20 protein-coding genes are annotated in these 22,083 nt (G+C 70.5%); 9 read left to right on the top strand and 11 right to left on the bottom strand.

Annotation, left to right across the window (positions count from 1 at the left end; translation table 11 throughout):
* Positions 1-158: 158 nt before the first annotated feature.
* The 4 genes from DEO23_RS08085 to DEO23_RS08070 all read left to right on the top strand — a co-directional run bounded on the left by DEO23_RS08085 (position 159) and on the right by DEO23_RS08070 (position 3,887).
* The gene (locus DEO23_RS08085; RefSeq protein WP_205678895.1) at positions 159-1,211 is read left to right on the top strand and encodes a FecCD family ABC transporter permease; all 1,053 of its coding nucleotides are present in this window, start codon (positions 159-161) and stop codon (positions 1,209-1,211) included.
* Between the two features lie 50 nt (positions 1,212-1,261).
* Positions 1,262-2,308: a FecCD family ABC transporter permease gene (locus DEO23_RS08080; protein WP_240613290.1), complete on the top strand. Its 1,047-nt coding sequence runs from the start codon at positions 1,262-1,264 to the stop codon at positions 2,306-2,308.
* Between the two features lie 58 nt (positions 2,309-2,366).
* Positions 2,367-3,302: a mechanosensitive ion channel family protein gene (locus DEO23_RS08075; protein WP_109275448.1), complete on the top strand. Its 936-nt coding sequence runs from the start codon at positions 2,367-2,369 to the stop codon at positions 3,300-3,302.
* Between the two features lie 84 nt (positions 3,303-3,386).
* Entirely contained in the window at positions 3,387-3,887 is a 501-nt protein-coding gene (locus tag DEO23_RS08070) for a globin (protein WP_109275447.1), read from the top strand.
* A 57-nt stretch (positions 3,888-3,944) separates the two neighbouring features.
* Here DEO23_RS08070 and DEO23_RS08065 read toward each other — a convergent pair whose 3' ends face one another.
* Positions 3,945-4,652, bottom strand: a complete 708-nt coding sequence (locus DEO23_RS08065; RefSeq protein ID WP_109275446.1) for a TetR/AcrR family transcriptional regulator — start codon at positions 4,650-4,652, stop codon at positions 3,945-3,947.
* 96 nt (positions 4,653-4,748) lie between these two features.
* On the opposite strand from DEO23_RS08065, the gene DEO23_RS08060 reads away from it, so the two are divergent.
* Entirely contained in the window at positions 4,749-6,224 is a 1,476-nt protein-coding gene (locus tag DEO23_RS08060; protein WP_109275445.1) for an MFS transporter, read from the top strand.
* Positions 6,225-6,272: 48 nt separating this feature from the next.
* Here the strand turns inward: DEO23_RS08060 and DEO23_RS08055 are convergent, their stop codons facing one another.
* Positions 6,273-6,755 carry an acyl-CoA thioesterase gene (locus DEO23_RS08055; protein ID WP_109275444.1) on the bottom strand — a complete coding sequence of 161 codons (483 nt, stop codon included), beginning with the start codon at positions 6,753-6,755 and terminating at the stop codon, positions 6,273-6,275.
* Positions 6,756-6,804: 49 nt separating this feature from the next.
* On the opposite strand from DEO23_RS08055, the gene DEO23_RS08050 reads away from it, so the two are divergent.
* Positions 6,805-7,752, top strand: coding sequence for an acyl-CoA thioesterase (locus DEO23_RS08050; protein WP_109275443.1), 948 nt, complete (start codon positions 6,805-6,807; stop codon positions 7,750-7,752).
* 78 nt (positions 7,753-7,830) lie between these two features.
* On the opposite strand, the gene DEO23_RS08045 is transcribed toward DEO23_RS08050, so the two are convergent.
* From DEO23_RS08045 to DEO23_RS08020, 6 genes are all read right to left on the bottom strand, one after another.
* Positions 7,831-9,177, bottom strand: coding sequence for an ABC transporter substrate-binding protein (locus DEO23_RS08045; RefSeq protein WP_109275442.1), 1,347 nt, complete (start codon positions 9,175-9,177; stop codon positions 7,831-7,833).
* Between the two features lie 110 nt (positions 9,178-9,287).
* Entirely contained in the window at positions 9,288-10,121 is an 834-nt protein-coding gene (locus DEO23_RS08040) for a carbohydrate ABC transporter permease (RefSeq protein ID WP_109275441.1), read from the bottom strand.
* An 11-nt stretch (positions 10,122-10,132) separates the two neighbouring features.
* On the bottom strand, positions 10,133-10,996 hold the full coding sequence (locus tag DEO23_RS08035) for a carbohydrate ABC transporter permease (protein ID WP_109275440.1): 864 nt from the start codon (positions 10,994-10,996) through the stop codon (positions 10,133-10,135).
* Between the two features lie 200 nt (positions 10,997-11,196).
* Complete coding sequence (gene ettA, locus DEO23_RS08030; protein WP_109275439.1) at positions 11,197-12,876, bottom strand: energy-dependent translational throttle protein EttA; 1,680 nt, start codon at positions 12,874-12,876, stop codon at positions 11,197-11,199.
* A gap of 232 nt (positions 12,877-13,108) precedes the next feature.
* Positions 13,109-13,852: an HAD family hydrolase gene (locus tag DEO23_RS08025; protein WP_109275438.1), complete on the bottom strand. Its 744-nt coding sequence runs from the start codon at positions 13,850-13,852 to the stop codon at positions 13,109-13,111.
* Positions 13,853-13,965: 113 nt separating this feature from the next.
* Complete coding sequence (locus DEO23_RS08020; protein ID WP_240613289.1) at positions 13,966-15,102, bottom strand: YlbL family protein; 1,137 nt, start codon at positions 15,100-15,102, stop codon at positions 13,966-13,968.
* Between the two features lie 231 nt (positions 15,103-15,333).
* Between DEO23_RS08020 and DEO23_RS08015 the strand changes: the two genes are divergently transcribed.
* Positions 15,334-16,947: a zinc-dependent metalloprotease gene (locus tag DEO23_RS08015; RefSeq protein ID WP_109275437.1), complete on the top strand. Its 1,614-nt coding sequence runs from the start codon at positions 15,334-15,336 to the stop codon at positions 16,945-16,947.
* Positions 16,944-17,660, top strand: a complete 717-nt coding sequence (locus DEO23_RS08010) for an NUDIX domain-containing protein (protein WP_276309443.1) — start codon at positions 16,944-16,946, stop codon at positions 17,658-17,660. Before DEO23_RS08015 ends, DEO23_RS08010 begins: the two co-directional genes overlap by 4 nt.
* Positions 17,661-17,705: 45 nt before the next feature.
* Here the strand turns inward: DEO23_RS08010 and DEO23_RS08005 are convergent, their stop codons facing one another.
* On the bottom strand, positions 17,706-18,314 hold the full coding sequence (locus tag DEO23_RS08005) for a M48 metallopeptidase family protein (protein ID WP_109275436.1): 609 nt from the start codon (positions 18,312-18,314) through the stop codon (positions 17,706-17,708).
* Positions 18,315-18,878: 564 nt separating this feature from the next.
* Between DEO23_RS08005 and DEO23_RS08000 the strand changes: the two genes are divergently transcribed.
* The gene (locus tag DEO23_RS08000) at positions 18,879-19,037 is read left to right on the top strand and encodes a DUF5679 domain-containing protein (protein ID WP_109275435.1); all 159 of its coding nucleotides are present in this window, start codon (positions 18,879-18,881) and stop codon (positions 19,035-19,037) included.
* Positions 19,038-19,194: 157 nt separating this feature from the next.
* Here the strand turns inward: DEO23_RS08000 and DEO23_RS07995 are convergent, their stop codons facing one another.
* Both DEO23_RS07995 and DEO23_RS07990 read right to left on the bottom strand, forming a co-directional pair.
* Positions 19,195-19,497, bottom strand: a complete 303-nt coding sequence (locus DEO23_RS07995; protein WP_109275434.1) for a WhiB family transcriptional regulator — start codon at positions 19,495-19,497, stop codon at positions 19,195-19,197.
* 422 nt (positions 19,498-19,919) lie between these two features.
* Positions 19,920-22,079, bottom strand: a complete 2,160-nt coding sequence (locus DEO23_RS07990; RefSeq protein ID WP_109275433.1) for an ATP-dependent DNA helicase UvrD2 — start codon at positions 22,077-22,079, stop codon at positions 19,920-19,922.
* Positions 22,080-22,083 lie beyond the last annotated feature (4 nt).

Raw genomic sequence — 22,083 nt, 5'->3', positions numbered from 1 at the left:
ATCATGGGACCGACGCAGCAAAGGTTAGACTCACCTCAGCTGGACGCCAACGGCTCGGCAGCAGATTTACTGCACGTCACATCGGCGCCGAAGTGTCAGCATCCATCCGTCATGATCGACGCGTCCGCACGCCCAGCCCGTCCCCGCCCGGAGGCCCCATGATCAGGTCCGGCAGTCGCCCGCTGCTGATGATCATCGCGCTGTTCCTGGTCCTGCTCGCCCTGTGCGTCGCCTCCCTCGCGATCGGCTCGCGGCCCGTGCCGCCGGGCACCGTGCTGCGCGTGCTCACCGACGCGGCGACCCATCTCGGCCACGGCGGCTCCGACCAGCGGGCACCGGCGCTGAGGATGAGCGTCCAGGACTACTCCGCGGTGAGCGACCTGCGCGGCCCGCGCACGGTGATCGCCCTGCTCTCGGGCTCCGCACTGGGGCTCGCCGGAGGACTCATCCAGTCCCTGACCCGCAATCCGATGGCCGAGGCCGGGATCCTGGGCCTGAACGCGGGAGCGGCCTTCGCCGTGGCGCTCGCGATCACCGTGGTGGGAGTGACCTCGCCGTCGGGCTTCGTGTGGTGCGCCCTGCTGGGCGCCTTCATCGGGACGGTCGCGGTGTGGTTCGTGGGCACCGCGGGCGGCGGCGTCTCCCCCGAGCGCCTGACGCTCGCCGGTGTCGCGCTGGGAGCGGTTCTCGCCGGGATCACCTCGGCGATGCGGCTGACGAACCCCCAGCGCTTCTCCGCACTGCTGGTGTGGGAGAGCGGCGACCTGGCACAGCGCGGGTGGTCGCTCGTGCTCCCCGCCCTGCCGTTCCTGGTGGTCGGGGTCGGGTTGGGGCTCCTGCTCGGTCCTGCCATGAACGCGCTCGCCCTGGGTGACGACCTGGCGGTCGCCGGAGGCGTCCACCTCACCCGCACCAGGGTCCTGATGGTCCTGGCGATCACGCTGCTGGCCGGTTCGGCGACCGTGATGGCGGGGCCGATCTCCTTCGTCGGGCTGATGGCTCCGCACGTGGCCCGGTGGATCGTCGGCCCCGATCAGCGCCGCCTGCTGCCCCTGGCGATGGCGATCTCGGCGGGGGACATGCTCGTGGCCGACGTCCTCGCACGCCTCGTGCTCTGGCCGGGCGAGGTCCCCACCGGAATCCTCGCTGCCGTGATCGGCGCGCCCGTGCTGATCTGGCTGGTCCGACGGGCGGGGGCGAGCGCCCTGTGACTCCTCGCCGCTCCCACCCCGCACGGTCGCCCCGTCCCGCACGGAACACCGTGGTGCTGCTCGGCCTCGCGGCCCTCACCCTCGCCCTCGCGCTGCTCGCGCTCTACCTGGGCAGCTCGTCCGTGCTGTGGTCGACCACGCCCCACGGGACGCTCGGGGAGCTCTTCCAGGGGCTCGCCGGGAACGGTCCGCGCGCCCTGATAGTGCAGGAATGGAGGCTGCCCCGCGTGGTGGCCGGTCTCGCCTTCGGCGCTGCTCTCGGGGTCTCCGGTGCGATCTTCCAGACGCTCACCCGCAACGCCCTGGGCTCGCCCGACGTCCTCGGCTTCTCCACGGGCTCCTACACAGGGGTCCTGCTGACCACGCTCGTGCTGGGCACCGGCGGGATCAGCGCCTCCGACGGCGCCCTCATCCGCGCGGCGGCCTCGTTGGGCGAGACCGGCGGGGCGCTGCTCGGAGGTTTCGGTGCGGCGATCGTGGTGTACCTGCTCGCCTACCGGCAGGGCATCCAGGGCTTCCGCCTGATCATCGTCGGGATCGCCGTGGCGGCGATGCTCTCGAGCGTGAACACCCTGTTGCTGCTGCGCGCGGGCGACGAGGCCGCGATGGCCGCCAGCATCTGGGGCGCAGGCTCCTTCGATCTGCTGGCCTGGCCCACGCTCGCCCCCGCGCTGCTCGTGCTCGCGCTGCTGGTGCCGGCGGTGCTGGCGGTCGTGCCCGCGATCCATCAGCTGGAGCTGGGCGACGAGATCGCGGCCGTCCACGGGGTGCGCGTGGAGCGGGTACGCCGCGCGATCCTGCTGATCGCCGTGGCCATGGTCGCGGTGTGCACGGCGGTGGCGGGCCCGATCGCGTTCATCGCGCTCTCGGCGCCGCAGATCGGCCGACTGCTCGTGCGCGCCCCCGGCACGCCGCTGCTCCCGGCAGCTCTCACCGGCGCACTGCTGCTGACCACGGCCGACCTCGCCTCCCAGCAGCTCCTCCCGAAGGCCGTCCCGGTGGGGATGGTCACGGTGGTCCTGGGCGGGGCGTACCTCGTGACGCTGCTGGTCGTGCAGGCCGTGCGATCCACGCGTGCGAGGGTCCGGCGGGTGTGAGCCACCTGCATCGCTCCTCCCCTGTCAGCACGGAGGTCGGGCCACTAGGGTCGGCCCCATGCCGTTGAACGACCTGGTGCCGACGCTCGCAGCGCCGGCCGACGACGCGAAATCGCTCATGGATGCCTTCGTGGGCTGGCTGACCACCCACGGCGTGCGGATCGTGGTGATCCTGCTGGTCGCCACGATCGCCACGGCCGTCGGCTCGTGGCTGATCAACCGGTTCGTGCGCACGATGATCGACTCCTCCACGAAGATCTCGACCTTCGCGGGAGCCGTCGTCAAGCGCGACCAGCGCTCGGCGAAGGCGGCCCAGGCGCGCCGCGAGCAGCGCGCCAGAACCCTGTCGAACGTGGCCCGCAACCTGCTGCGGATGGTGGTCTGGGCCGTCGCCATCGTGATGATCCTGGACCAGCTGGGCCTGAACATCGCCCCGGTCATCGCCTCCCTGGGTGTGCTGGGACTGGCTGCGGGCATCGGCGCGCAGAACATCATCAAGGACGTCGTCTCCGGTGTGCTGATGCTGTTCGAGGACCTGGTCGCCGTGGGCGACGTGGTCGACATCGAGTACGCCAGCGGCACCGTGGAGAACATCAACCTGCGCACCACCCAGGTGCGCGCGCTCGACGGCTCGCTGTGGACCGTCCGCAACGGCGAGGTGATCCGCGTGGGCAACATGTCCCGAGGCTTCTCCAACGCCGTGGTGGTCCTGGACATCGAACCCTCCGCGGACGACGCCAAGGTCACCGAGGTCCTGGACTCCGTCGGCCGGGAGATCAGCGAGGACGAGGACTGGAAGGAGCTGCTGCTGGGGGCGGTCTCCGTCAGCGGCATGCTCGGCGTGGACGCCGCCCACTACCAGCGCCGCGTCGTGGCCCGTGTCCAGCCCGGCGAGCAGTGGACCGTGGAGATGGAGCTGCGCCGCCGCATCCGCCTGGCCTTCCGCGAGGCCGACATCGACTTCGCGCTCCCCCGCTTCAGCGAGACTAGCTGACCCGGTCCGCCCGGCGTCGGCACTCCTCGTCCTGCTCCCCCTCTCCTCCGCACGTCCCCTCCCGTCACCACCTCGGAGTGATCGATGACCATCCCCCTCACGCCCGCCGGCTCCGGTCCTGGCCAGGGCTCCGGCTCCGGCTCCGGCTCCGGCTCCGGACCGCAGCAGACCTTCTACGAGGCCGTCGGCGGCCACGAGACCTTCGTGCGCCTGGTGCGACGCTTCTACGAGGGCGTCGCGGAGGACCCCGAGCTGCGGGCGCTGTACCCCGAGGAGGACCTGGGGCCGGCCGAGGAACGTCTGCGGATGTTCCTCGAGCAGTACTGGGGCGGGCCGAAGACCTACGGCGAGACCCGCGGCCACCCGCGCCTGCGCATCCGCCACGCCCCCTTCGCGGTCTCCCCCTCCGCCCGTGATGCCTGGCTGCGACACATGAAGGATGCCGTCGACTCCCTCGAGCTGCCCCCGATGCTCGCCGACACCCTGTGGGACTACCTCGAGCGCGCGGCCCACTCGATGGTCAACACCGTCGACGGCGGCGAGGCGCCGATGCCCGACGGGTCGATCCCCGCCCACCTGGACTGAACGGGTCGGGTCGACCGAACGGGCCGGGTCGCGCCGAGCGCGCCCCGCAGGCCGCGCTCAGTCGTCCGCGCCCGGCTCCCCCGCGCTCGTGCGCCGCAGCCCCTCGAGGATGAGATCGAGACCGGCGCGGAACTGCACGGCGTCGTCATGCCCCACGAACTCCTCGATGATGAGGTGGATGTAGGGGAACTTCTCGGGGTCCAGGGCCCTCCAGGTCTCGGCGTAGGCTTCCAGCCCGCTGTCGCGATCACCCGCTGCGAGGTCGGCACCCGCCGGCGGCTCCTGTCCGAGGTCGATGGCCGTCCCGATCACGAACCCGAGCACCGCCGAAACGGCGTGGAAGGTGTCACGGGGGCTCATGTCCAGCCGCATCACCTGTTCGCCGAGGCGCTCGTAGGCGATCATCACGTGGGGCTGCGCCTCGGCGTCGCGCATCATGTACTTCCCCATCCACGGATGCAGTCGGATGTCGTCGAAGAGTGCGACGGCCAGTTCCCGGAGGCCCGCGAGGGGGTCCGCGGCGCGTGGAAGGTCCTCGGTGCGCTCGAGGTGGTCGACGACCACCTGGTCGGTCGCCCGGTCCAGCAACTCGTCCTTGCTGGAGACGTACCAGTAGATGCTCGCGACGCCCCCACCCAGCCGGGAGGCGAGAGCGCGGAAGGTCAGCGCGCCTTCCCCCGCCTCGTCCAGCAGTGCGATCGCCTCGCCGATCACGGCCTCCAGGGAGTGCACGGCCCGCCGTCGTCCCTGTGATGCACCAGCCATGGGCGATCCCTCCTGATCCGTTGCGCTCCGACCCCTCCAGGTCTACCTTATCGAACAGCGTTCTATTCTCGAACGGTGTTCGACAAGGAGATCCCGATGACCACTGCCCCGACGCTCCGGGAGCCCGTCGCCCCGGCGCCGTCCCGTACGTACCCGTCCCTGCGTGCCGCCTGGCTGCCGATGCTCGCTCTGTGCCTCGCGTTCTTCGTGGAGATGGTCGACAACACCCTGCTGCAGATCGCCCTGCCCACGATCGCCCGTGACCTGGGCAGCGGCACCACTGACATGCAGTGGGTGACGAGCGCCTACTCGCTGACCTTCGGCGGGCTGCTGCTGACGGCGGGGTCCCTGGCCGATCGCCTGGGCCGTCGGCGCGTGCTGCTGGTCGGCCTCGCGGTCTTCGGCGCGCTCAGCCTGCTGGTCGCATTCGTCCAGACCACGGGTGAGCTGATCGCCCTACGGGCGGCCCTGGGTCTCGCCGCCGCCGCGATGGCCCCGATCACCAACTCCCTCGTCTTCCGACTCTTCACCGACGATGTGGTGCGGATGCGGGCGATCACCGTGATGATGGTCGTGGGCATGAGCGGCTTCATCCTCGGCCCGCTGCTGGGCGGCACCGCGCTCGCCCATGTGCGGTGGGAGTGGCTGCTCCTGGTGAACGCCCCGATCGCCCTGGTGGCCTGGATCGGGGTCCGCTCGGGCGTGGCGCCGGACCGCTCCGAGGACCTCACCACCCAGCGTCTCGACCTCCCCGGGTCGGTGCTGAGCATCGCGGCGATGGGATCCGGCTGCTATGCCCTGACCAGCGGGGTCGAGAACGGGTGGCTCTCCGCGGCCACCATCGGCTGCGTGATCGGCTGTCTGCTCGCCCTGACCCTGTTCGTTCTGCGCGAGCGCAGCGCCGACTCCCCGATGCTCGACCTGCGTCTGCTGTCCACGGCGACCGTGCGCGGAGCCGCGATCGCACAGGTCGGCACCTCCATCGCGATGGCCGGAGTCATGTTCGCCCTGGTCATGCACTTCCAGTTCGCCCTGGGCTGGACACCGGTGGTCGCGGGGCTGGCGAACCTGCCGATGATCCTCACGATGATCCTGGCCTCGCCGCTGGCGGAGAAGCTCGTCGCCCGCTCCGGGCATCGGATCGCGTGCCTGGTCGGGGCCGCGAGCCTCGCCCTCGGCATCGGCGGCATGGCCTGGGGCGTCGGCCACGGCTACCTGCCGATCGCGGTCTCGATGGTCGTGATGTCCTTCGGTCTGCGGATCGTGATGACCACGGGAGCGGTCGCGCTGATCGGCGGGATGCCCGAGGACCGCACCTCGATCGGCGCCGCGATGAACGACACCGCCCAGGAGATCGGCACCAGCATCGGCACCGCCGTGGTGGGCACCCTGATCGCGGCTCTCGTGACCACCACCCTGCCGGCGGGCCGCTGGTCCCCGGCGCTCGTCGAGTCCTTCTTCCACGGGGAGCGGGTGGTCTTCGGGATCCTCGCGGTCGCCGTCGGGCTGATCGCGGGAGCAGGGGCCCTGACCCTCACGAACTCCCGCGAGACCGAGGAGCACCCCGAGTGACAGGGGCCCCCGCCCGGCCGGGCCGGTACCGGGCTGTCCCCTCGCCGCTCAGCTGCGGAACTCGAGCGGCTCCCCGGTGTACTGGTCCAGCAGCACGCGCACCTCGTCGGTGAGGCGGGTCGCGCGGCCCCGCTCGCGCTCGACCACCACGATCGTGGTGCGGGCGCTGACGTAGGGGAAGGAGGCCTCGGGGTCGTCGGTGCGCAGGATGAGGTAGTCCACGTCGAAGCTCGCCCCGCCGGTGCGCGAGACCCACAGCCTCACCAGCGCGCCCTCGCGCAGGTACTCCATCGGCCGGTGGTACTCCAGGCGCTGGGAGGCGATCAGGGTGAGCAGCGGCGCGGTCGCGTCGAACAGGTCCAACTGCGAGGGGCGGCGCACCGCTCCGCGCTCCACCTGCTCATCGCTCGGCGACCAGAACGCGCTGATCCTCGCCTCCTCGAGGAGGCGGAGCACCGCTGCGTTGTTGACGTGCCCGTACGCGTCCAGATCGTTCCAGCGCACGGGGATTGTGATGTCGAGATGAGCCATGGGGCCATCGTAGGGATCCGAGCGCCCGGGCCGACGTACCATCGGGGTCATGTCCGACCCTCTCACCGGTGCCGACGACCCCGCTTCCGCCACGCCCTCCCCTGCGGAGGTCTCCGCGGCCCTGCTGGATCTGCTCGATCTGCGCACCGTGGATGCCGGCGGCGATCCCTCCTCCCGCAGCGCGGCGGTCTTCGAGGGCGACACCCGACCGCAGCCCGGCGGGCACGTCTTCGGCGGCCAGGTGATGGGCCAGGCGGTCGTGGCCGTCGGCCGGACGGTCCCCGAGTCCCGCCGCATCCACTCGATGTACTCCTACTTCCTGGCGCCGGGCGATCCGAAGCTGCCGATCCGCTTCACGGTCGACGCCCTGCGCGACGGGGGCTCGTTCTCGGTGCGGCGCGTCCTGGCCACGCAGGAGGAGCGCACCATCCTGGCGATGACGGCGTCCTTCCAGGAGCAGCAGGAGGGGCTGCAGCACCAGGACCGCGCACCCGAGGCCCCGGACCCCGAGGGTCTGCCGACGACGGCCGAGGTGGTGGCGGGGATCGAACATCCGGTGGCGCGGTACTGGGCGACGCAGCGACCGATCGACATCCGCCACGTCACCGATCCGATCTACCTGCGCCCCGACGGCTCGGCGGCCGAGACCCAGATGCTGTGGATGCGGGTGATCTCCCCGATCAGCGCCGACGCCCTGGTCCACGACGCGATCCTCGCCTTCGCGAGCGACTACACGCCCTTCGAGCCGATCCTGCGCCGTCAGGGGCTGAGCTGGGTGACGCCGGGGCTCCGGATGGCCACGATCGACCATGCGATCTGGTGGCACCAGCACGTGGACGCGGGCGACTGGCTGCTGTACGTGCAGCGTTCCCCCTCGGCCAGCGGCGGGCGCGGACTCACCCAGGGCGAGATGTTCGCGCGCGACGGGTCGCTGGTCGCGACCGTCACCCAGGAGGGCATGATCCGCACCGGTCGCGGCGCACGTCGCGAGGCGTGATCCTTCGCGCATCACGCCCGGACAGGCGCTGACTCCGCGATCCGGGGCGCGAGCGCACGCCCCGGGCGGCGGGCGGGGTCAGGACATCGCGTCGTTGCCGGCCTTCTGCGCCTCCGGCAGCCCCTTTTTCGCGCTCTTGCGGCCGATGAAGATCTCCTGGAAGATCGGCGTCGCCGCGGTCAGGCCCGCGTTGGCCTTCGTGCCCGTGTCGGCAGGGGCAGGGTCCTTCGCGGCGTCGATGAAGGGCGTGACGTCCTGCCCCTTGTCCTTCCAGTAGTCCACGAACGCGTCCTGCACGTCGGCGTTGCCCGGGAAGGACACGCCCATCTCTCCGAGGGGCCGCTGCCCGTCGGCACTGCCCAGCCAGGTCAGCAGCTTGGAGATGCCGTCCTTCTTCTCGTCCTCGGCTTTGGCGTTGCCGACGGCGACCACGCCGTGCACCAGTGACTTCGCGCCCGCGGGCCCGGAGACCATCGGGGCGATCCCCCATTCGAAGCTGTCGCCCACGCCCTCCTCGATCGCGCTCAGGGAGTAGGGGCCGGACTGGAAGAGGGCGAGCTTGCCCTGGGCGAACAGGTCGCGCGTGAGGTCGCCGTTGTCGTTGGTGTCGGCGGCGTCCGGCGCGATGTGGTCCTTGTTGACCAGGTCGGCCAGGTACTGGAAGACCTCGACGCCCTCCTTCGAGGCGAAGGCGTACTTGTCCTTGTCGTCCTCCCACTCGGCGCCGTTGGAGGCGAGGAAGGGCCCGATGATCGCCTGTCGGTCGGCCGAGGAGTTGAAGCCGAACTGGCTGCGGGAGTCGGGATCGAAGCCCTTGTCGTCGGGGTGCCGTCCCTCCCCGTCGAGCGTCAGTGCCCTCCCGGCCTCCCGCAGCGGGTCGGACTTCGCGGAGGGGTCGAAGGAGAGGTCGGAGGGATCGATCTTCTCGGCCTCCAGCAGCTTCTTGTTGTAGAACAGCGCGATCGAGTCCCACAGCTGGGGAACGCCCCAGAGCTTGCCCTCGCGGGTGTAGAGGTCGACGACGGCCTTCTCCCAGGAGCCCTGTCCCTCGGAGACGGCGTCGTCGATCGCGACCAGGTCACCGGCCTGCTGGAACTGCACGTAGTTCGCGGAGTTCATGAGGTAGACGTCGGGGGCCTCGCCGCTGGCGACATCCAGGGGCAGCTTCGTCCAGTAGTCGTCCCAGGCGACCACGTCGATGGTGACCTTCCAGCCCGAGTCCTTCTCGAAGTCCTTGAAGGACTTCTCGTAGGCGGCCTTGGCCGCCTCGTCCCAGAGGCGGAAGGTCAGGGTCTTCTCGTCGCCGGAGCCCGAATCCTTCCCGCCCGAACCGCCCGACCCTCCCGAGGAGGGCGAGCAGGCGGCCGCGGTGCCGACGGCTCCGGTCGCGGCGAGTCCGGTGAGCAGGTGACGGCGACTGAGCATGGGGCGTCCTTCCGGGGATCCAGCGGGGCGTTTCGACGGACCCATTGTGCCCCGATCCGTCCTGTCCGGCGGGGGTCCTCCTCGGCGCGCCCTCGGTTCCTCGTCCGCGCTCAGCGCAGGGTGCCGGCGCCGATCGAGCGGGTGATCTGCCGCTGGAACACCATGAACAGGATGATCAGCGGCAGCATCGCGAGCGTGGTCGCCGCCATCACCAGCGTCCAGTTGCTCGAGTACTGGGACTGCAGGCCCGAGGTCGCCACCGTCACCGTCTGCCACGTCGGCCCCGACGTGATCACCAGCGGCCACATGAAGCTGTTCCAGTGGGTGACCACCGTGATCAGCACGAGGGTGACGATGATCGGTCGGTTCAGCGGGATGACGAGACTCCACAGCAGCCGCAGGGTGCCCGCACCGTCGAGCCGCATCGCATCCAGCAGCTCGGTGGACATGCCGCGGAAGTTCTCGCGCAGCAGGAAGATCGCGTACGGCGACCCCAGCACGAACGGCAGCACGAGCGCCCAGAAGGTGTTGCGCATCCCGGCTTCGCTCATCATCAGGTAGAGCGGCACCACGACCACCACCTGCGGGACCATGAGCGTGGCGACGTACACCCAGAACAGCAGGTCCCGGCCGGGGAAGCGCAGCAGGGCGAAGGCGTAGGCGGCGAGCACCGAGAACACCATCTGTCCGGCCAGGATCACCAGGACCATCTGCACGGTCACCACGATCGGGGTGACGAAGCCGCCCTCGGCGGTGGTGAACAGGCGCGTGAAGTTCTCCAGGGTGCCGGGCACGGGCAGCGCCAGGGGCCCGTCCTGGACGAACTGGTGGGGTGTCTTCAGCGCCGTGATCACCGACAGGGCGAAGGGCGCCAGGGTGAGCACGGCGGCGATCACCAGCACCGCGTAGGTCGCGGCGAGGGACAGCAGGCGTCGGGTGTGCATCGGATCCTCCGTCAGCTCATGTCGTAGGTGATGCGGCGACCGAAGTACCGCTGCTGGAGAACCGTGACCACGACCAGCAGCAGGAACAGGATCACCGCGACGGCGCTGGCCTTGCCCACGGAGAAGGAGTCGAAGGCCTGGTTGTAGATCAACGAGGCGATCACCTCGGTGCGGTGCGAAGGGCCTCCCCCGGTGAGGGCATAGACCATGTCGAAGACCTGGAAGCTCGCGACCACCTGGGTGACGGCCAGGAAGAACGTGGTGGGGCGCAGCAGCGGGATGGTCATGTGACGCAGGCGCTGCAGGGAGCTCGCGCCGTCGATGCGAGCGGCCTCGTAGATCGAGTCGGGGATGCGGGCGAGCCCCGCCTGGAAGAACAGCGAGACGTAGCCGACCTGCTGCCAGATCGCGACGAACGCGACCGCCGGCAGCGCGAGCAGCGGCGAGGTCAGCCACTCGACGCGGACTCCCAGCAGTGCGTTCAGCGCCCCGGTCGAGGGCTGGAAGATCCATTTCCACACCACACCGAGCGCGAGCGGCGCGCACACCCAGGGGATCACGACGATGACCCGCACGATGCTCGAACCCGGCACGGCGCGCACCAGCTGGGTCGCCAACAGCAGCCCGAGGGCGAGCGAGCAGGGGACGGCGATCACGGTGAACAGGGCCGTCACCCACAGCGAGTTCAGCAGCGCGCCGCCGGTGAGCAGGTCCGCGTAGTTCTGCAGACCCACGAACTGCCGGGTCCCGATCAGGTCCCAGCGGAACAGGGAGACGACGAACGCGATCGCGACCGGCAGCAACAGGAAGGCGGTGACGCCGATCAGGCTGGGGGCGAGCAGCAGGTAGGCCACCAGGGGTGAACGGGGACGCATCCGACCAGTATGACGCGGAGCGAGGAGGACGAGGCGCAGGTCGGGACCCCCGACGACCCGCGCGTCGCGCTCTCGCTCCTCTTCCTCCTCCCCCTCCGTCCCGGAATGCACCACGCCCCCTGCCGGTGGGACCGGCAGGGGGCGTGGTGCTCGGCGAACGGGGCCGTGGCCGCGTCGTCAACGCTCGCGACGAGGAGTCGTCAGCGCGTCAGACGACGGTGCGTCACCCGGTGGGGGCGCGCGGCCTCCTCGCCGAGGCGATCGACCTTGTTCTTCTCGTAGGCCTCGAAGTTACCCTCGAACCAGTACCAGTTCGCCGGATTCTCCTCGGTGCCCTCGAAGGCCAGGATGTGCGTGGCCACGCGGTCCAGGAACCAGCGGTCGTGGGAGACGACGACGGCGCAGCCCGGGAACTCCAGCAGAGCGTTCTCGAGCGAGCCGAGGGTCTGCACGTCCAGGTCGTTCGTGGGCTCGTCCAGCAGCAGCACGTTGCCGCCCTGCTTGAGGGTGAGGGCGAGGTTCAGGCGGTTGCGCTCACCGCCGGAGAGCACGCCGGCCTTCTTCTGCTGGTCGGGACCCTTGAAGCCGAACTGGCTGACGTAGGCGCGCGAGGGGATCTCGACCTTGCCGACCTGGATGAAGTCGAGACCGTCGGAGACGACCTCCCAGAGGTTCTTGTCCGGGTCGATGTTCTCGCGGTTCTGGTCGACGTAGCTGATCTTGACGCTCTGGCCTACCTGGAGGTCACCGTCGTCCAGCGGCTCGAGACCCACGATGGTCTTGAACAGGGTCGTCTTGCCGACGCCGTTGGGGCCGATGACACCGACGATGCCGTTCGGGGGCAGGGAGAAGGAGAGCCCGTCGATGAGCAGACGCTCGCCGAAGCCCTTCTTCAGGTCCTCCGCCTCGATCACCTTGGTGCCCAGGCGCGGGCCCGGCGGGATGGTGATCTCCTCGAAGTCGAGCTTGCGGGTGCGCTCGGCCTCCGCGGCCATCTCCTCGTACTTGGCCAGACGTGCCTTGGACTTGGTCTGTCGGCCCTTGGCGGAGGAGCGGACCCACTCGAGCTCCTCCTTGAGGCGCTTGGCGAGCTTCGCGTCCTTCTTGCCCTGGACGGCGAGGCGCTCCTCCTTCTTCTCCAGGTAGGTGGAGTAGTTGCCCTCGTAGGGGTAGAGGTGGCCGCGGTCGACCTCGGCGATCCACTCGGCGACGTGGTCGAGGAAGTAGCGGTCGTGGGTGACGGCGATGACGGCACCCTCGTACTGCTGGAGATGGTTCTCGAGCCAGAGCACGCTCTCGGCGTCGAGGTGGTTGGTGGGCTCGTCCAGCAGCAGCAGGTCGGGCTTCTCCAGCAGCAGCTTGCACAGCGCGACGCGGCGCTTCTCACCACCGGAGAGGTGGGTGACCTTCTCGTCACCGGGCGGGCAGCGCAGCGCGTCCATCGCCTGTTCGAGCTGGGAGTCGAGGTCCCAGCCGTTGGCGTTGTCGATCTCCGTCTGGAGCTTGCCCATCTCCTCCATCAGCGCATCGAAGTCGGCGTCGGGCTGGCCCATCTCCTCGCCGATGGCGTTGAAGCGCTGGACCTTGCGGAACAGCTCGCCCATCCCCTCCTGCACGTTCTCCAGGACGGTCTTGGACTCGTCCAGGGGCGGCTCCTGCAGGAGGATGCCGACGCTGTAGCCGGGGCTCAGGCGCGCCTCGCCGTTGGAAGGCTGGTCCAGGCCCGCCATGATCTTCAGGATCGTGGACTTACCGGCGCCGTTCGGGCCGACCATGCCGATCTTCGCGCCCGGGTAGAAGCTCATGGTGACGTCATCGAGGATGACCTTGTCGCCCACGGCCTTGCGGGCCTTGTACATGGTGTAGATGAACTCTGCCAAGCTGTTCTCCCTGGTAGAAGGTCGGTTTCGCCGCGGAACGCGGCTGTGCCTGCGACGGCTGGACTTGATGTGATCCTGGGCCCTCCGCGACCGATGGGTCCGGGCGGGCGGGCACGGCGAGAGCGAGCGGCCATGCGCGACCCCACGTTACCCGCTCACCGTTCACCGAGCGTCCTGATCCCGGGCGCATGTGACGCAGGTGCAGGGCCGCGCGGTCCTGAGTCCGTCGCGATCAGGCGAGCGGGACCCCGCGCCCCTCGAGCACGCGGCGCGCCATGATCGCGCCGTGCTCGACCGCTGCCGCGTCGTCCTGGTCCTCGACCTCGCCCTCGGCGGCGACCTGCTCGCCGGCCTCGCCGTTGCGCGACCACAGGTGCGCGTCGATGCCGAGCGCGCGGGCGGCTTCGACGTTCTCGGCCCGGTCGTCGAAGAAGACGAGGTCGCCCGGCCGCGTCACTCCCCCGGTCTCGTGAGCCAGGACGTCCATCAGGATCCGGTAGATCTCCGTCTCGGGCTTGACGACCTTCTCCTCGGCGGAGATCACGGCGAGGGAGAACGCCTCGAACCAGTCGGTCCGGCGCACGTCCTCCCCGAAGGCTGCCGACGCGTTGGACAGCAGCGCCATCCGCATCCCGTTGCGGGCGAGATCGTGGATCAGCTCGCGCGAGCGCGGGTCGAGCTGCAGGAAGTAGCGGTCGTCGGCGTCCTGGAGCTCGCGCACCTCGGTCTCGGTGAGCGCCTCGACACCGGCGGCGGTGGCGACCCGGCCCCAGTACTCACCGGCGTCGATGCGCCCGGCGTCGTAGTCGCCGCGGTGCTCCCACAGCGCCCGCCCGACCTCCTGGACGTCCCCGCCCAGCAGCTCGTGGATCGTGGGCACGGGATCATGGCCGGCGCTGAGCACCCCGCCGAAGTCGAAGACGACGGTGATCCGCTTCGGGTCCGCTGCGGCCGGTCCTCGCCTCTTCTTGCTCATGGGTTCCTCCTGCGCTCGGGGTCTCTGCTCATGGGGTCATTGCTGATCGGTCCGCGGCTCGGGGCCGCTCCTCGCGGTCGCCACTCGGGGCCGCCGCTTCTGGGGCGAGGCATTCACCCGCAGGTGGGCAGGCCCTTCGCACTGTCATGCTTCGCGATGCTCTTCACGGCTCCCAGGGCGTCGTCGAAGGTCTTGACCTTGACGACCTGGAGCCCGTCGGGTTCGTTGCCGGCGACCTCGTCGCAGTTGTCGGCGGGGGCGAGGAAGTAGTCGGCCCCACCGGCCTTCGCCCCGACCATCTTCTGGCGGATGCCGCCGATCGCGCCGACCTCGCCCTTGTCGTCGATGGTGCCGGTACCGGCGATGTCCTGGCCCCCGGTGAGGGCGCCGGGGGTGAGCTCGTCGTAGATCGACAGCGCGAACATGGTGCCGGCGCTCGGTCCGCCCACGTCGCCCACGCCCAGCCCCACGTCGAAGGGGAACTCGTAGCCGTCGTCCAGGACGATGCCCATGCGGGCCTTGCCCTCCACCTCGGTGGTGGGGACCTTCACGTCGCGTTCGGTGCCGTCGCGGTCGATGCGCATCGAGACCTCCCCGCCGGGCTTCGTGCGGGCGGCGAGCTCCTTGTAACCGGCTGCGTCCTTCGCGCCCTTGCCCCCGATCGTCAGCACGCTGTCACCGGGCTGGAGGACGCCGTCGGCCGGGGAGCCCTTCTCGACGCCGGCGACCTGGACCGCGTTCTCGTGGTCGATGCCCAGCTCCTGGAGCGCCACCACGACGGCGTCCTGTTGAGAGCTGCTCATCTGGACGTTGTTCTGCAGGGAGGTCTGCTGCTGGGTCTGGCCCTCTGGGAAGACGACCTCCCTGGGCATCACCGATCGTGTCGGGTCGAACCACGCGCGCACGACCTCGGCGGGGGTGACCGAGTAGCCGGGCCCGCCGTCGACGGAGACGGTCGTCATCATCAGCTTGCCGTCGGTGGGATAGGTCTTGTGCCCCTCGATGGAGAGCACGTCCTTGTCGTCGTACTTCCCGAGCACGTCGATCGCCGGGCCCGGCTGCTCGATGACATAGGGGACGGGGACGAACATCGCACCGAGGAGCATCGCGCAGATCACGAGCAGACTGCCCGCGGCCAGGCGGGGGTGGGCGAAGGCATCGCCGCCGATCCACTGCGCTGCTCGTCCCAGGCGTCCGGGGCGTCGGTCGGGAGGACCGTCGGTCGTCGGTTCGGGGGGCGTGGGAGTCACCGGGCCATTGTGCCGCACCGTGCTGGGCGGTCGGTGCCCGGGGCGGGCCGTCTCCCCTCACACCCATCGGCCCACCCGACGGCCCACCCATCGGCCCCGCGCTCGACGCCCTCAGCGAAACTGGGAGCCCGCCCGATGCGGGCGGTGAGGTGCTCGGTACGCTGAATCCGACGACGATCCAGGCCGCGCCGCGCCGTGCAGGACGCAGCCGGCCACATCCGGAGGTGCCTGATGAGCCAGAACCCGACACCCGACGACGACGCCCTGCGCCGCTTCCTCGAGGAGGCCCTGGGCGGAGCCATCCCCGAGGGCGCCCTGGACGGCGTGGACCTCAGTGAGCTCGCCAAGCAGGCGAACCTGCCCAGCGATCCCGCGATGCTGCAGGCCGCCGCCGCGCAGATGCAGCACGTCTTCAACGCCCAGGGCGAGGGCCCGGTCAACTGGACGCTCGCGCAGGACCTCGCGCGACGCACCGCCCAGGGGTCGGTCCAGGTCCCGGGCGCCCCCGCCCCCGCGGGCACGCCGGGCGATCCCGCGCCCACCGAGGAGCAGGTGAAGGAGTTGGACGAGGCCGCCAACATCGCCGCGCTCTGGCTCGCGGACTCCTTCACCTTCGACCTGCCGGCACGGCCGCTCGAGGTGTGGAGCCGCGGCACCTGGCTGCACCGCACCCAGGACAGCTGGCAGTCGATCGTCGAGCCCGTCGCGAAGTACATGGCCGGCGCCATCGGCGAGGCGATGTCCTCGCAGATCGAGAACTCCCCCATCGAGATGCCCGGCGATCCCGGGCAGATGATGGAGCGGATGGGCGGCACGATGTTCGGCGTCCAGTTCGGCCACGCGATCGGTTCGCTCGCCCGCGAGATGTTCGGCACCACCGATCTGTCCCTGCCGCTCGGCCCGGAGGGTCGCCCCGCCCTGGTGGCCGCGAACGTCGCGGACCTGGTGGAGTCCCACGGCCTGGACGCCCCCGCGGCGCGGATCTTCCTGGCCGCCCGGGAGCTCGCCCACACCGCTCTGTTCTCGGCCGCTCCGTGGCTGCCGCGCGCCCTGTACTCGGCCATCGAGGACTATGCCCGCGGGATCACGCTGGATCTCGACGCCCTCGACGAGATGGTGCGGGACCTCGACCTCTCCGATCCCTCGGCGCTGCAGGCCCGCAACCCCGACGAGATGTTCGTCTTCACCCGTCGCGCCTCCCAGGAGCGTGCCCTCGAGGAGCTCGCGACCACGCTGGCCCTGATCGAGGCGTGGGTGGACCACGTGACCTCCGAGGCGCTGACCGGCAAGCTCCCCCAGCTCGACGCCCTGCGCGAGGTGCTGCGCCGGCGTCGCGCGAGCGGCTCGCCGGCCGAGGAGATGCTCTCCAAGACCGTGGGCATCGAGCTGCGGCCCCGCCGTGTCCGAGAGGCGCTCGCCTGGTGGGCGAGCGTGCTGGCGACCGAGGGCGAGCAGGGCCGCGACGCGAAGTGGGCCCATCCCGACCTGCTGCCCGATGTCGAGGTGCTGAGCGGCCGACCGCAGGCTCCTGCGGCCGACGCCCCGGCCGTCGCCGCTGCCGAGGACGGCGAGGCGACGGAGGACTCGGAGGCCGAGGAGGGGATGACCCTGCCCGACGACTTCGACGCCGAACTCGCCAAGCTGCTCTCCGAGGCCGACAAGGCCTCGGAGGAGACGCAGGCACCGGCCGCGGGTGACCCCTCGGGCCAGGACTCGTCGGCCCAGGACTCGTCGGCCCAGGGCCTGTCCGATCAGGAGGATGCCTCGGGCGAGGAGGACTCGTCGGACCAGGACGGCCCGTCGAACGACGACGGCAGCTCGGACGAGGACCCGCGCGAGCGATGAGCCGCGCTCCCGCGCTGACCGAGCGGGCGTTGCAGGAGCTGCGCGCGGCGTCGACGGCGGCGATCGACCCGACTGCCCGCGCGGACTACGTGCACCTGCTCGAGGCGATCCCCGATGCGGTGCTGCGCGACGGGCCCGCGATGGCCGCCGAGGGTGGTGGGCTGCACGTGACGGCGAGCGCCGTCGTCCTCGACGGGGCGGCGGAGCAGCTGGCTCTGGTGTGGCACGGCAAGGCTCACTGCTGGGTGCAGCCCGGTGGTCATCTCGAGGCGGAGGACGCCTCGCTCGAGGAGGCGGCACGCCGCGAGGTCGCCGAGGAGACCGGGCTGCAGGACCTCAGCCTGGTCGGCCCGGGGCCGGCCCTGCTCGAGGTGCACGATCTCGCCTCCACCTTCGGGACCTGCGGCGGACACTGGGACGTCGTGTTCGTGCTGCGCGCCGAGGGCGACGCGGCCGACGTGACACTGCACCCGGAGTCCCCCGACGGCCCGGCCCCGATCTGGGTTCCGTGGCCGAGGACCGAAACGCCGGGAAGCCTCGATGACTCGGGCCTCCCCGCCACCGGGTTCAGTCCGCAGGTACCGCTTCCCGAGAATGCGGCTTCGGACATGGCCGAGATCCTCGCAAGGCTCGCTCCCTACCTCGACGAGTTCGCTGCCCCCACGAGGACGGCGAAGCACCGCGGGCTCTCCGAGGCCGACGGGAACGGCTAGGGCGTCCCAGCGGCGCGCCACGGGCGCCTGTGAGGGAGAGCAACTTCAGCCGAGGCCCACCACGCCATCATCGGACACGTCCTCGGTGCCGTCCGCGGAGTCCATCGGCCCGTGCTGCTGGGAGTAGGAGACGCCGTCGAGGAACCCGCGTGCGCGCTCGGTGTGGGGATACTTCGCCACGAACGCCCAGAACTCCGCGGAGTGGTCGTCCACGAGCAGATGTGTCAGCTCGTGGACGAGGACGTACTCCAGGACGTACTGCGGCATCGTCCGCAGCCTGGTGGACAGGCGGATCTCCCCCGTGCTCGAGGTGCACGACCCCCATCTCTGCCGCTGACGGCCGGACCAGGAGACCGAAGTCGGCCTGGCGCGGGAGTCCAGGTGCTGCTGGGACAGCCGCTCGGCCAACCGCATGAGGTCATCGTCGCCGTGGCGCGCTGGGCCGCGCGCGTTCTCCTTGCGCTGGAGCTGTTCGACCATGCTGCGCACCCAGTGGCGTTCCTGGCGAGCGCCGAACGAGGCGGGCACGGAGACCACGAGGTCGCCCTCGCGACGGGTGATCGACACGGTGCGACGCCGACGCGGCGAACGGCGCACGAGGATCCTCTCGCCGCGCGGACCGCGCATCCCCTCGTGCTCGGTGAGCTCTGGCATGGGCCCAGGATCTCAGAAAAAAATCTCGACGATCGTGTCGTCCCCAACTGTGCATGATCAAGGCGCACGTCAGTCCTCCCCAGACCCCGCGGGTCCCCGAGTGATCCACAGTCGCGGAGCCCTGATCCCCCGGGGGTCCACAGTCCAAGGGCACTTGTCCACAGCGGATCCACTGGACCGGCTTTGACCCCGGACGGGGCAGATACTACGTTCGGACGGCAGTGGAGTCCCGGGATAACTAGCATGGTGCGTACGGGGAAGGTGCACACGATGCTGAGCGCCCCCGGGACTCCACGAGAGCCGAAGAGCATCTCCGCCCGCCCCCGCGATCCCCCGTCGTCGCGGGGGTGAGCTCTGTCCGGGGCTCTTCACTCCGCGGCGGGTTCACCCCCGCCCCCGCCCCTCTGCCCCGGCACCGTTCCGGCTCGGATTCCGCGCCGCGTGGCGCACACGATCCCGATTCCTCATGCGAGGGCCATGCTCTGTACAGTGGCCGGGACGACCTCGCAGGACCCGGCCGTGACGTGCGGCGCCGAGGCTGCGGGGGCAACAGAAGGAGTGAGCATGGCTGACGAGAAGTACAGCGGTGAGTTCTACTGCGTGAAGTGCCGTGAGAAGCGCGAGGCCGAGGGCGACGTCGTCGTCTCGAACGAGCGCCGCATGGCCAAGGCCGTCTGCCCGGTCTGCGGCACCAAGCTGAACCGGATCCTGGGCAAGGCCTGATCCGCAGCGATCTCATCCGCTGAGCGCCGTGCGCTCATGCCTCAGGGGCGGCCCACCAGATGGTGGGCCGCCCCTGACGCTGTCTGGGTGGATGCCGGATGTCGGATCTGCTGATCCCTCGCTCGTGCGGACACGATCCTGCCCTTGCGGTGCCGGGTCAGGCGGCGTTCTTGCGGGGCCTGCCGCGTCCGCGCTTGAACGCGATCACGGCCCCGTTCTCGAGGATCTCCCCGCCCCACACGCCCCAGGGCTCGCCACGCTCGAGTGCACCCTCGAGGCACAGGGCCTTCAAGGGGCAGTCGGCGCACAGCTGCTTGGCGGATTCGAGGTCCGCCGGGCGCTCGGAGAAGAAGAGATCGGCCGCCTCGATGTCCTGGCAGGGCAGGGTCGCCGAGGGAGCGGCATCGTGGTGGATGTCGGGAGAAGTCGTGGGGTCACTGCGGGTGAGGACGTCGGTCATCGTCTCGCTGCTTCGAAGTCGTCGTGGTCGAGGACGGCGGGCGCATCCATGCGCTCTCGCCAGCGGGGGCGGCGGATCGAGACGGAGTCCCGATCAGATCAAGCCGTCAGCCCCTGGGGTCGATAGACCCGCTCGTTCGAGAGAGCGGGCACCGCGCAGAGGGCGGCGTCGAACCCGGAGAAACCGATCGGCGTGATCTGCGTCTTCCATGTGGTCATCAACGACACCCCCTTTCTTCTGCGCGCGCCCCGGTCTCCCGGACCACGTCGTGGACGATAACGAGATCAGACTACACGCCGGCCCACACTTCGGCGCATCTTTTTTTCACCTGCAGTTTTCCCGTCCGGCGGCGGTCTCGTCGACGCTTCTCGAGTGCGCCTCCCCTGCGAGCAGGGCGATGAGCACACGCCTTCAGAACGACGTCAGCGGCGGCCGAGGATCTCGAGGATCTCGCCGCCGTAGCGGCGCGCCCGGTCCGCCCCGACGCCGGGGACGGCGAGCAGCTCCTCCTCGCTCCGAGGGGCGCGCTCGGCGATCGCGGCGAGCGCAGCATCGGTCAGCACCGTGTACGCGGGCACGCCGGCCTGGGCGCTGCGCCCGCGACGCCACAGACGGAGGTTCTCGAGGGTCTCCTCGCCGTGGGCGGGCGGGCAGGCGGTGTGCCTCCCCAGGCGCTGCTCACCAGGGGTGTCGAGACCCTTGCCGCAGGATCGGCAGGTGGTGAAGACGGTCGCGCCGCGGCGGCCCGAGCGTCGCGGCTGGGCGGTGGCGACCGAGTCCTGGGAGCCGGGTCCCTCGAGCGCTCCGTCGAGGAAACGCGAGGGTTTGCGCGAGCCCCGGGAGCCGGCATTGCGGGCCGCCGCCCAGGAGATCGTCAGCAGGTCCTTCGCCCGGGTCAGGGCGACGTAGAACAGGCGACGCTCCTCCTCGACCTCGGCGGCCGTCTGCGCCATCGAGATCGGGAGCAGTCCGTCGCTGGCGCCGATCACGAACACGACGGGCCATTCGAGGCCCTTGGCGGCATGGACGGAGGCGAGCGTGACGCCGTCGACGGTCGGGGCGCTCTGCGCCTCGGCACGCTCCTCGAGCTCGCGCACCACGTCTGCGAGCGTCGCACCGGGACGCCCCAGGATCGTGTCCGTCAGCGACACCAGAGCGTTCAGGGAGTCCCAGCGCTCGCGCACCGCGCCGGTGGTCTCCGGTGCCTGCGCGCTCCAGCCCAGCCCGCCGACGACGTCGCGCACCGCCCGCGCGGGGTCGACCTGCTCGACGCGGGAGGCGGCCCGCAGGGCGACCATGGCCCGGCGGATCTCCTGACGCTCGAAGTACTTGTCGCCGCCGCGCACCAGGTAGCCGATACCCCGAGCCGTGAGGGCCTGCTCGACGGCCTCGGACTGGCTGTTGGTGCGGAACAGCACGGCGCAGTCCGAGGCGCTGCGCCCGTCGGCGATCAGGTCGGCGATCCGGGTGGCGACACCCTCGGCCTCGGCGACGTCGTCAGGATAGGACTCGACCACAGGCGGCTCCCCGCCCTCCCGCTGGGAGGCCAGGGTGAGCCGATGGTCCTTGGTGCGCCCGCGAGCGCCGTCCAGGACGCGATTGGCCAGTCGCACGATCTGCGGCGTCGAGCGGTAGTTGCGCTCCAGGCGCACGACGTCCGCCCCGCGGAACTCCCGCGGGAAGTCCAGCAGGTAGGAGGCGCGGGCACCGGCGAAGGTGTAGATGGTCTGCGCGGCATCGCCGACCACGCACAGGTCGTTGCCAGTGCCCAGCCACAGCCGCAGCAGAGCGTGCTGGAGGGTGGAGACGTCCTGGTACTCGTCGACGACGAAGTGCTTGTACTGGGCGCGGACCTCGCGGGCGACGTCGGGGCGCTCGGTGAGGAAGCCGACCATGTGCAGCAGGACGTCCTCGAAGTCGATGACACCCTTCTCCTTCTTGACCTCCTCGTACTGGGTGAGGATGCGGGAGATCGAGCGGGCGTCGAAGCCGGCGACGCCGGGGCGCCAGGTCTCCTTCGCGGCCTCGGGATAGCTCTCGGGCGTGAGCATGGAGACGCGGGACCACTCCACCTCGGCGACGATGTCGCGCAGTGCCGCCCGGTCAACGCTCATGTGCAGGCGCTGGCACGCCTCCGCCACGCCCGCGTACTTGTTGGGCATGATCTCCGGGACCGCTCCGCCCACCACGCGCGGCCAGAAATGGCGCAGCTGACGCAGGGCGGCGGCGTGGAAGGTGCGGGCCTGGACGGCGGGCACCCCCAGATCTCGCAGTCGCGAGCGCATCTCCGCTGCGGCCTTCGCGGTGAAGGTCACCGCGAGCACGTGGCGAGGGTTGAGGGTCCCTGTCGTCACCCCGTAGGCGATGCGATGAGTGATCGCCCGGGTCTTGCCGGTGCCGGCGCCCGCGAGCACGCACACCGGACCACCGAAGCTGCGCGCGGCCTCCCGCTGCTCGGGGTCCAGAGCCTCCAGGATCGCCTCCGCGGAGACAGGACCGGGGGCGTCGGAGGAGGACGGAGCAGCATCGAGGGTCGCCTCGGGAGCCGGGGCGGTGCGGGCGTCGGGGTGGTTCGCGGTCATCGTC

The sequence above is a fragment of the Brachybacterium endophyticum genome (assembly GCF_003130585.1).
Taxonomy (GTDB): Bacteria; Actinomycetota; Actinomycetes; order Actinomycetales; family Dermabacteraceae; genus Brachybacterium; species Brachybacterium endophyticum.
Note: the sequence above shows the minus strand (reverse complement) of the source record. Positions and strands in the feature narration are given on the sequence as shown.

What these genes read in the sequence shown, in the direction of transcription:
- DEO23_RS08085 (WP_205678895.1), top strand. Translation starts at nt 159, where the DNA reads ATGATCAGGTCCGGCAGTCGCCCGCTGCTGATGATCATCGCGCTGTTC.
- DEO23_RS08075 (WP_109275448.1), top strand. Translation starts at nt 2,367, where the DNA reads ATGCCGTTGAACGACCTGGTGCCGACGCTCGCAGCGCCGGCCGACGAC.
- DEO23_RS08070 (WP_109275447.1), top strand. Translation starts at nt 3,387, where the DNA reads ATGACCATCCCCCTCACGCCCGCCGGCTCCGGTCCTGGCCAGGGCTCC.
- DEO23_RS08065 (WP_109275446.1), bottom strand. Translation starts at nt 4,652, where the DNA reads ATGGCTGGTGCATCACAGGGACGACGGCGGGCCGTGCACTCCCTGGAG.
- DEO23_RS08060 (WP_109275445.1), top strand. Translation starts at nt 4,749, where the DNA reads ATGACCACTGCCCCGACGCTCCGGGAGCCCGTCGCCCCGGCGCCGTCC.
- DEO23_RS08055 (WP_109275444.1), bottom strand. Translation starts at nt 6,755, where the DNA reads ATGGCTCATCTCGACATCACAATCCCCGTGCGCTGGAACGATCTGGAC.
- DEO23_RS08050 (WP_109275443.1), top strand. Translation starts at nt 6,805, where the DNA reads ATGTCCGACCCTCTCACCGGTGCCGACGACCCCGCTTCCGCCACGCCC.
- DEO23_RS08045 (WP_109275442.1), bottom strand. Translation starts at nt 9,177, where the DNA reads ATGCTCAGTCGCCGTCACCTGCTCACCGGACTCGCCGCGACCGGAGCC.
- DEO23_RS08040 (WP_109275441.1), bottom strand. Translation starts at nt 10,121, where the DNA reads ATGCACACCCGACGCCTGCTGTCCCTCGCCGCGACCTACGCGGTGCTG.
- DEO23_RS08035 (WP_109275440.1), bottom strand. Translation starts at nt 10,996, where the DNA reads ATGCGTCCCCGTTCACCCCTGGTGGCCTACCTGCTGCTCGCCCCCAGC.
- DEO23_RS08025 (WP_109275438.1), bottom strand. Translation starts at nt 13,852, where the DNA reads ATGAGCAAGAAGAGGCGAGGACCGGCCGCAGCGGACCCGAAGCGGATC.
- DEO23_RS08015 (WP_109275437.1), top strand. Translation starts at nt 15,334, where the DNA reads ATGAGCCAGAACCCGACACCCGACGACGACGCCCTGCGCCGCTTCCTC.
- DEO23_RS08010 (WP_276309443.1), top strand. Translation starts at nt 16,944, where the DNA reads ATGAGCCGCGCTCCCGCGCTGACCGAGCGGGCGTTGCAGGAGCTGCGC.
- DEO23_RS08005 (WP_109275436.1), bottom strand. Translation starts at nt 18,314, where the DNA reads ATGCCAGAGCTCACCGAGCACGAGGGGATGCGCGGTCCGCGCGGCGAG.
- DEO23_RS08000 (WP_109275435.1), top strand. Translation starts at nt 18,879, where the DNA reads ATGGCTGACGAGAAGTACAGCGGTGAGTTCTACTGCGTGAAGTGCCGT.
- DEO23_RS07995 (WP_109275434.1), bottom strand. Translation starts at nt 19,497, where the DNA reads ATGACCGACGTCCTCACCCGCAGTGACCCCACGACTTCTCCCGACATC.
- DEO23_RS07990 (WP_109275433.1), bottom strand. Translation starts at nt 22,079, where the DNA reads ATGACCGCGAACCACCCCGACGCCCGCACCGCCCCGGCTCCCGAGGCG.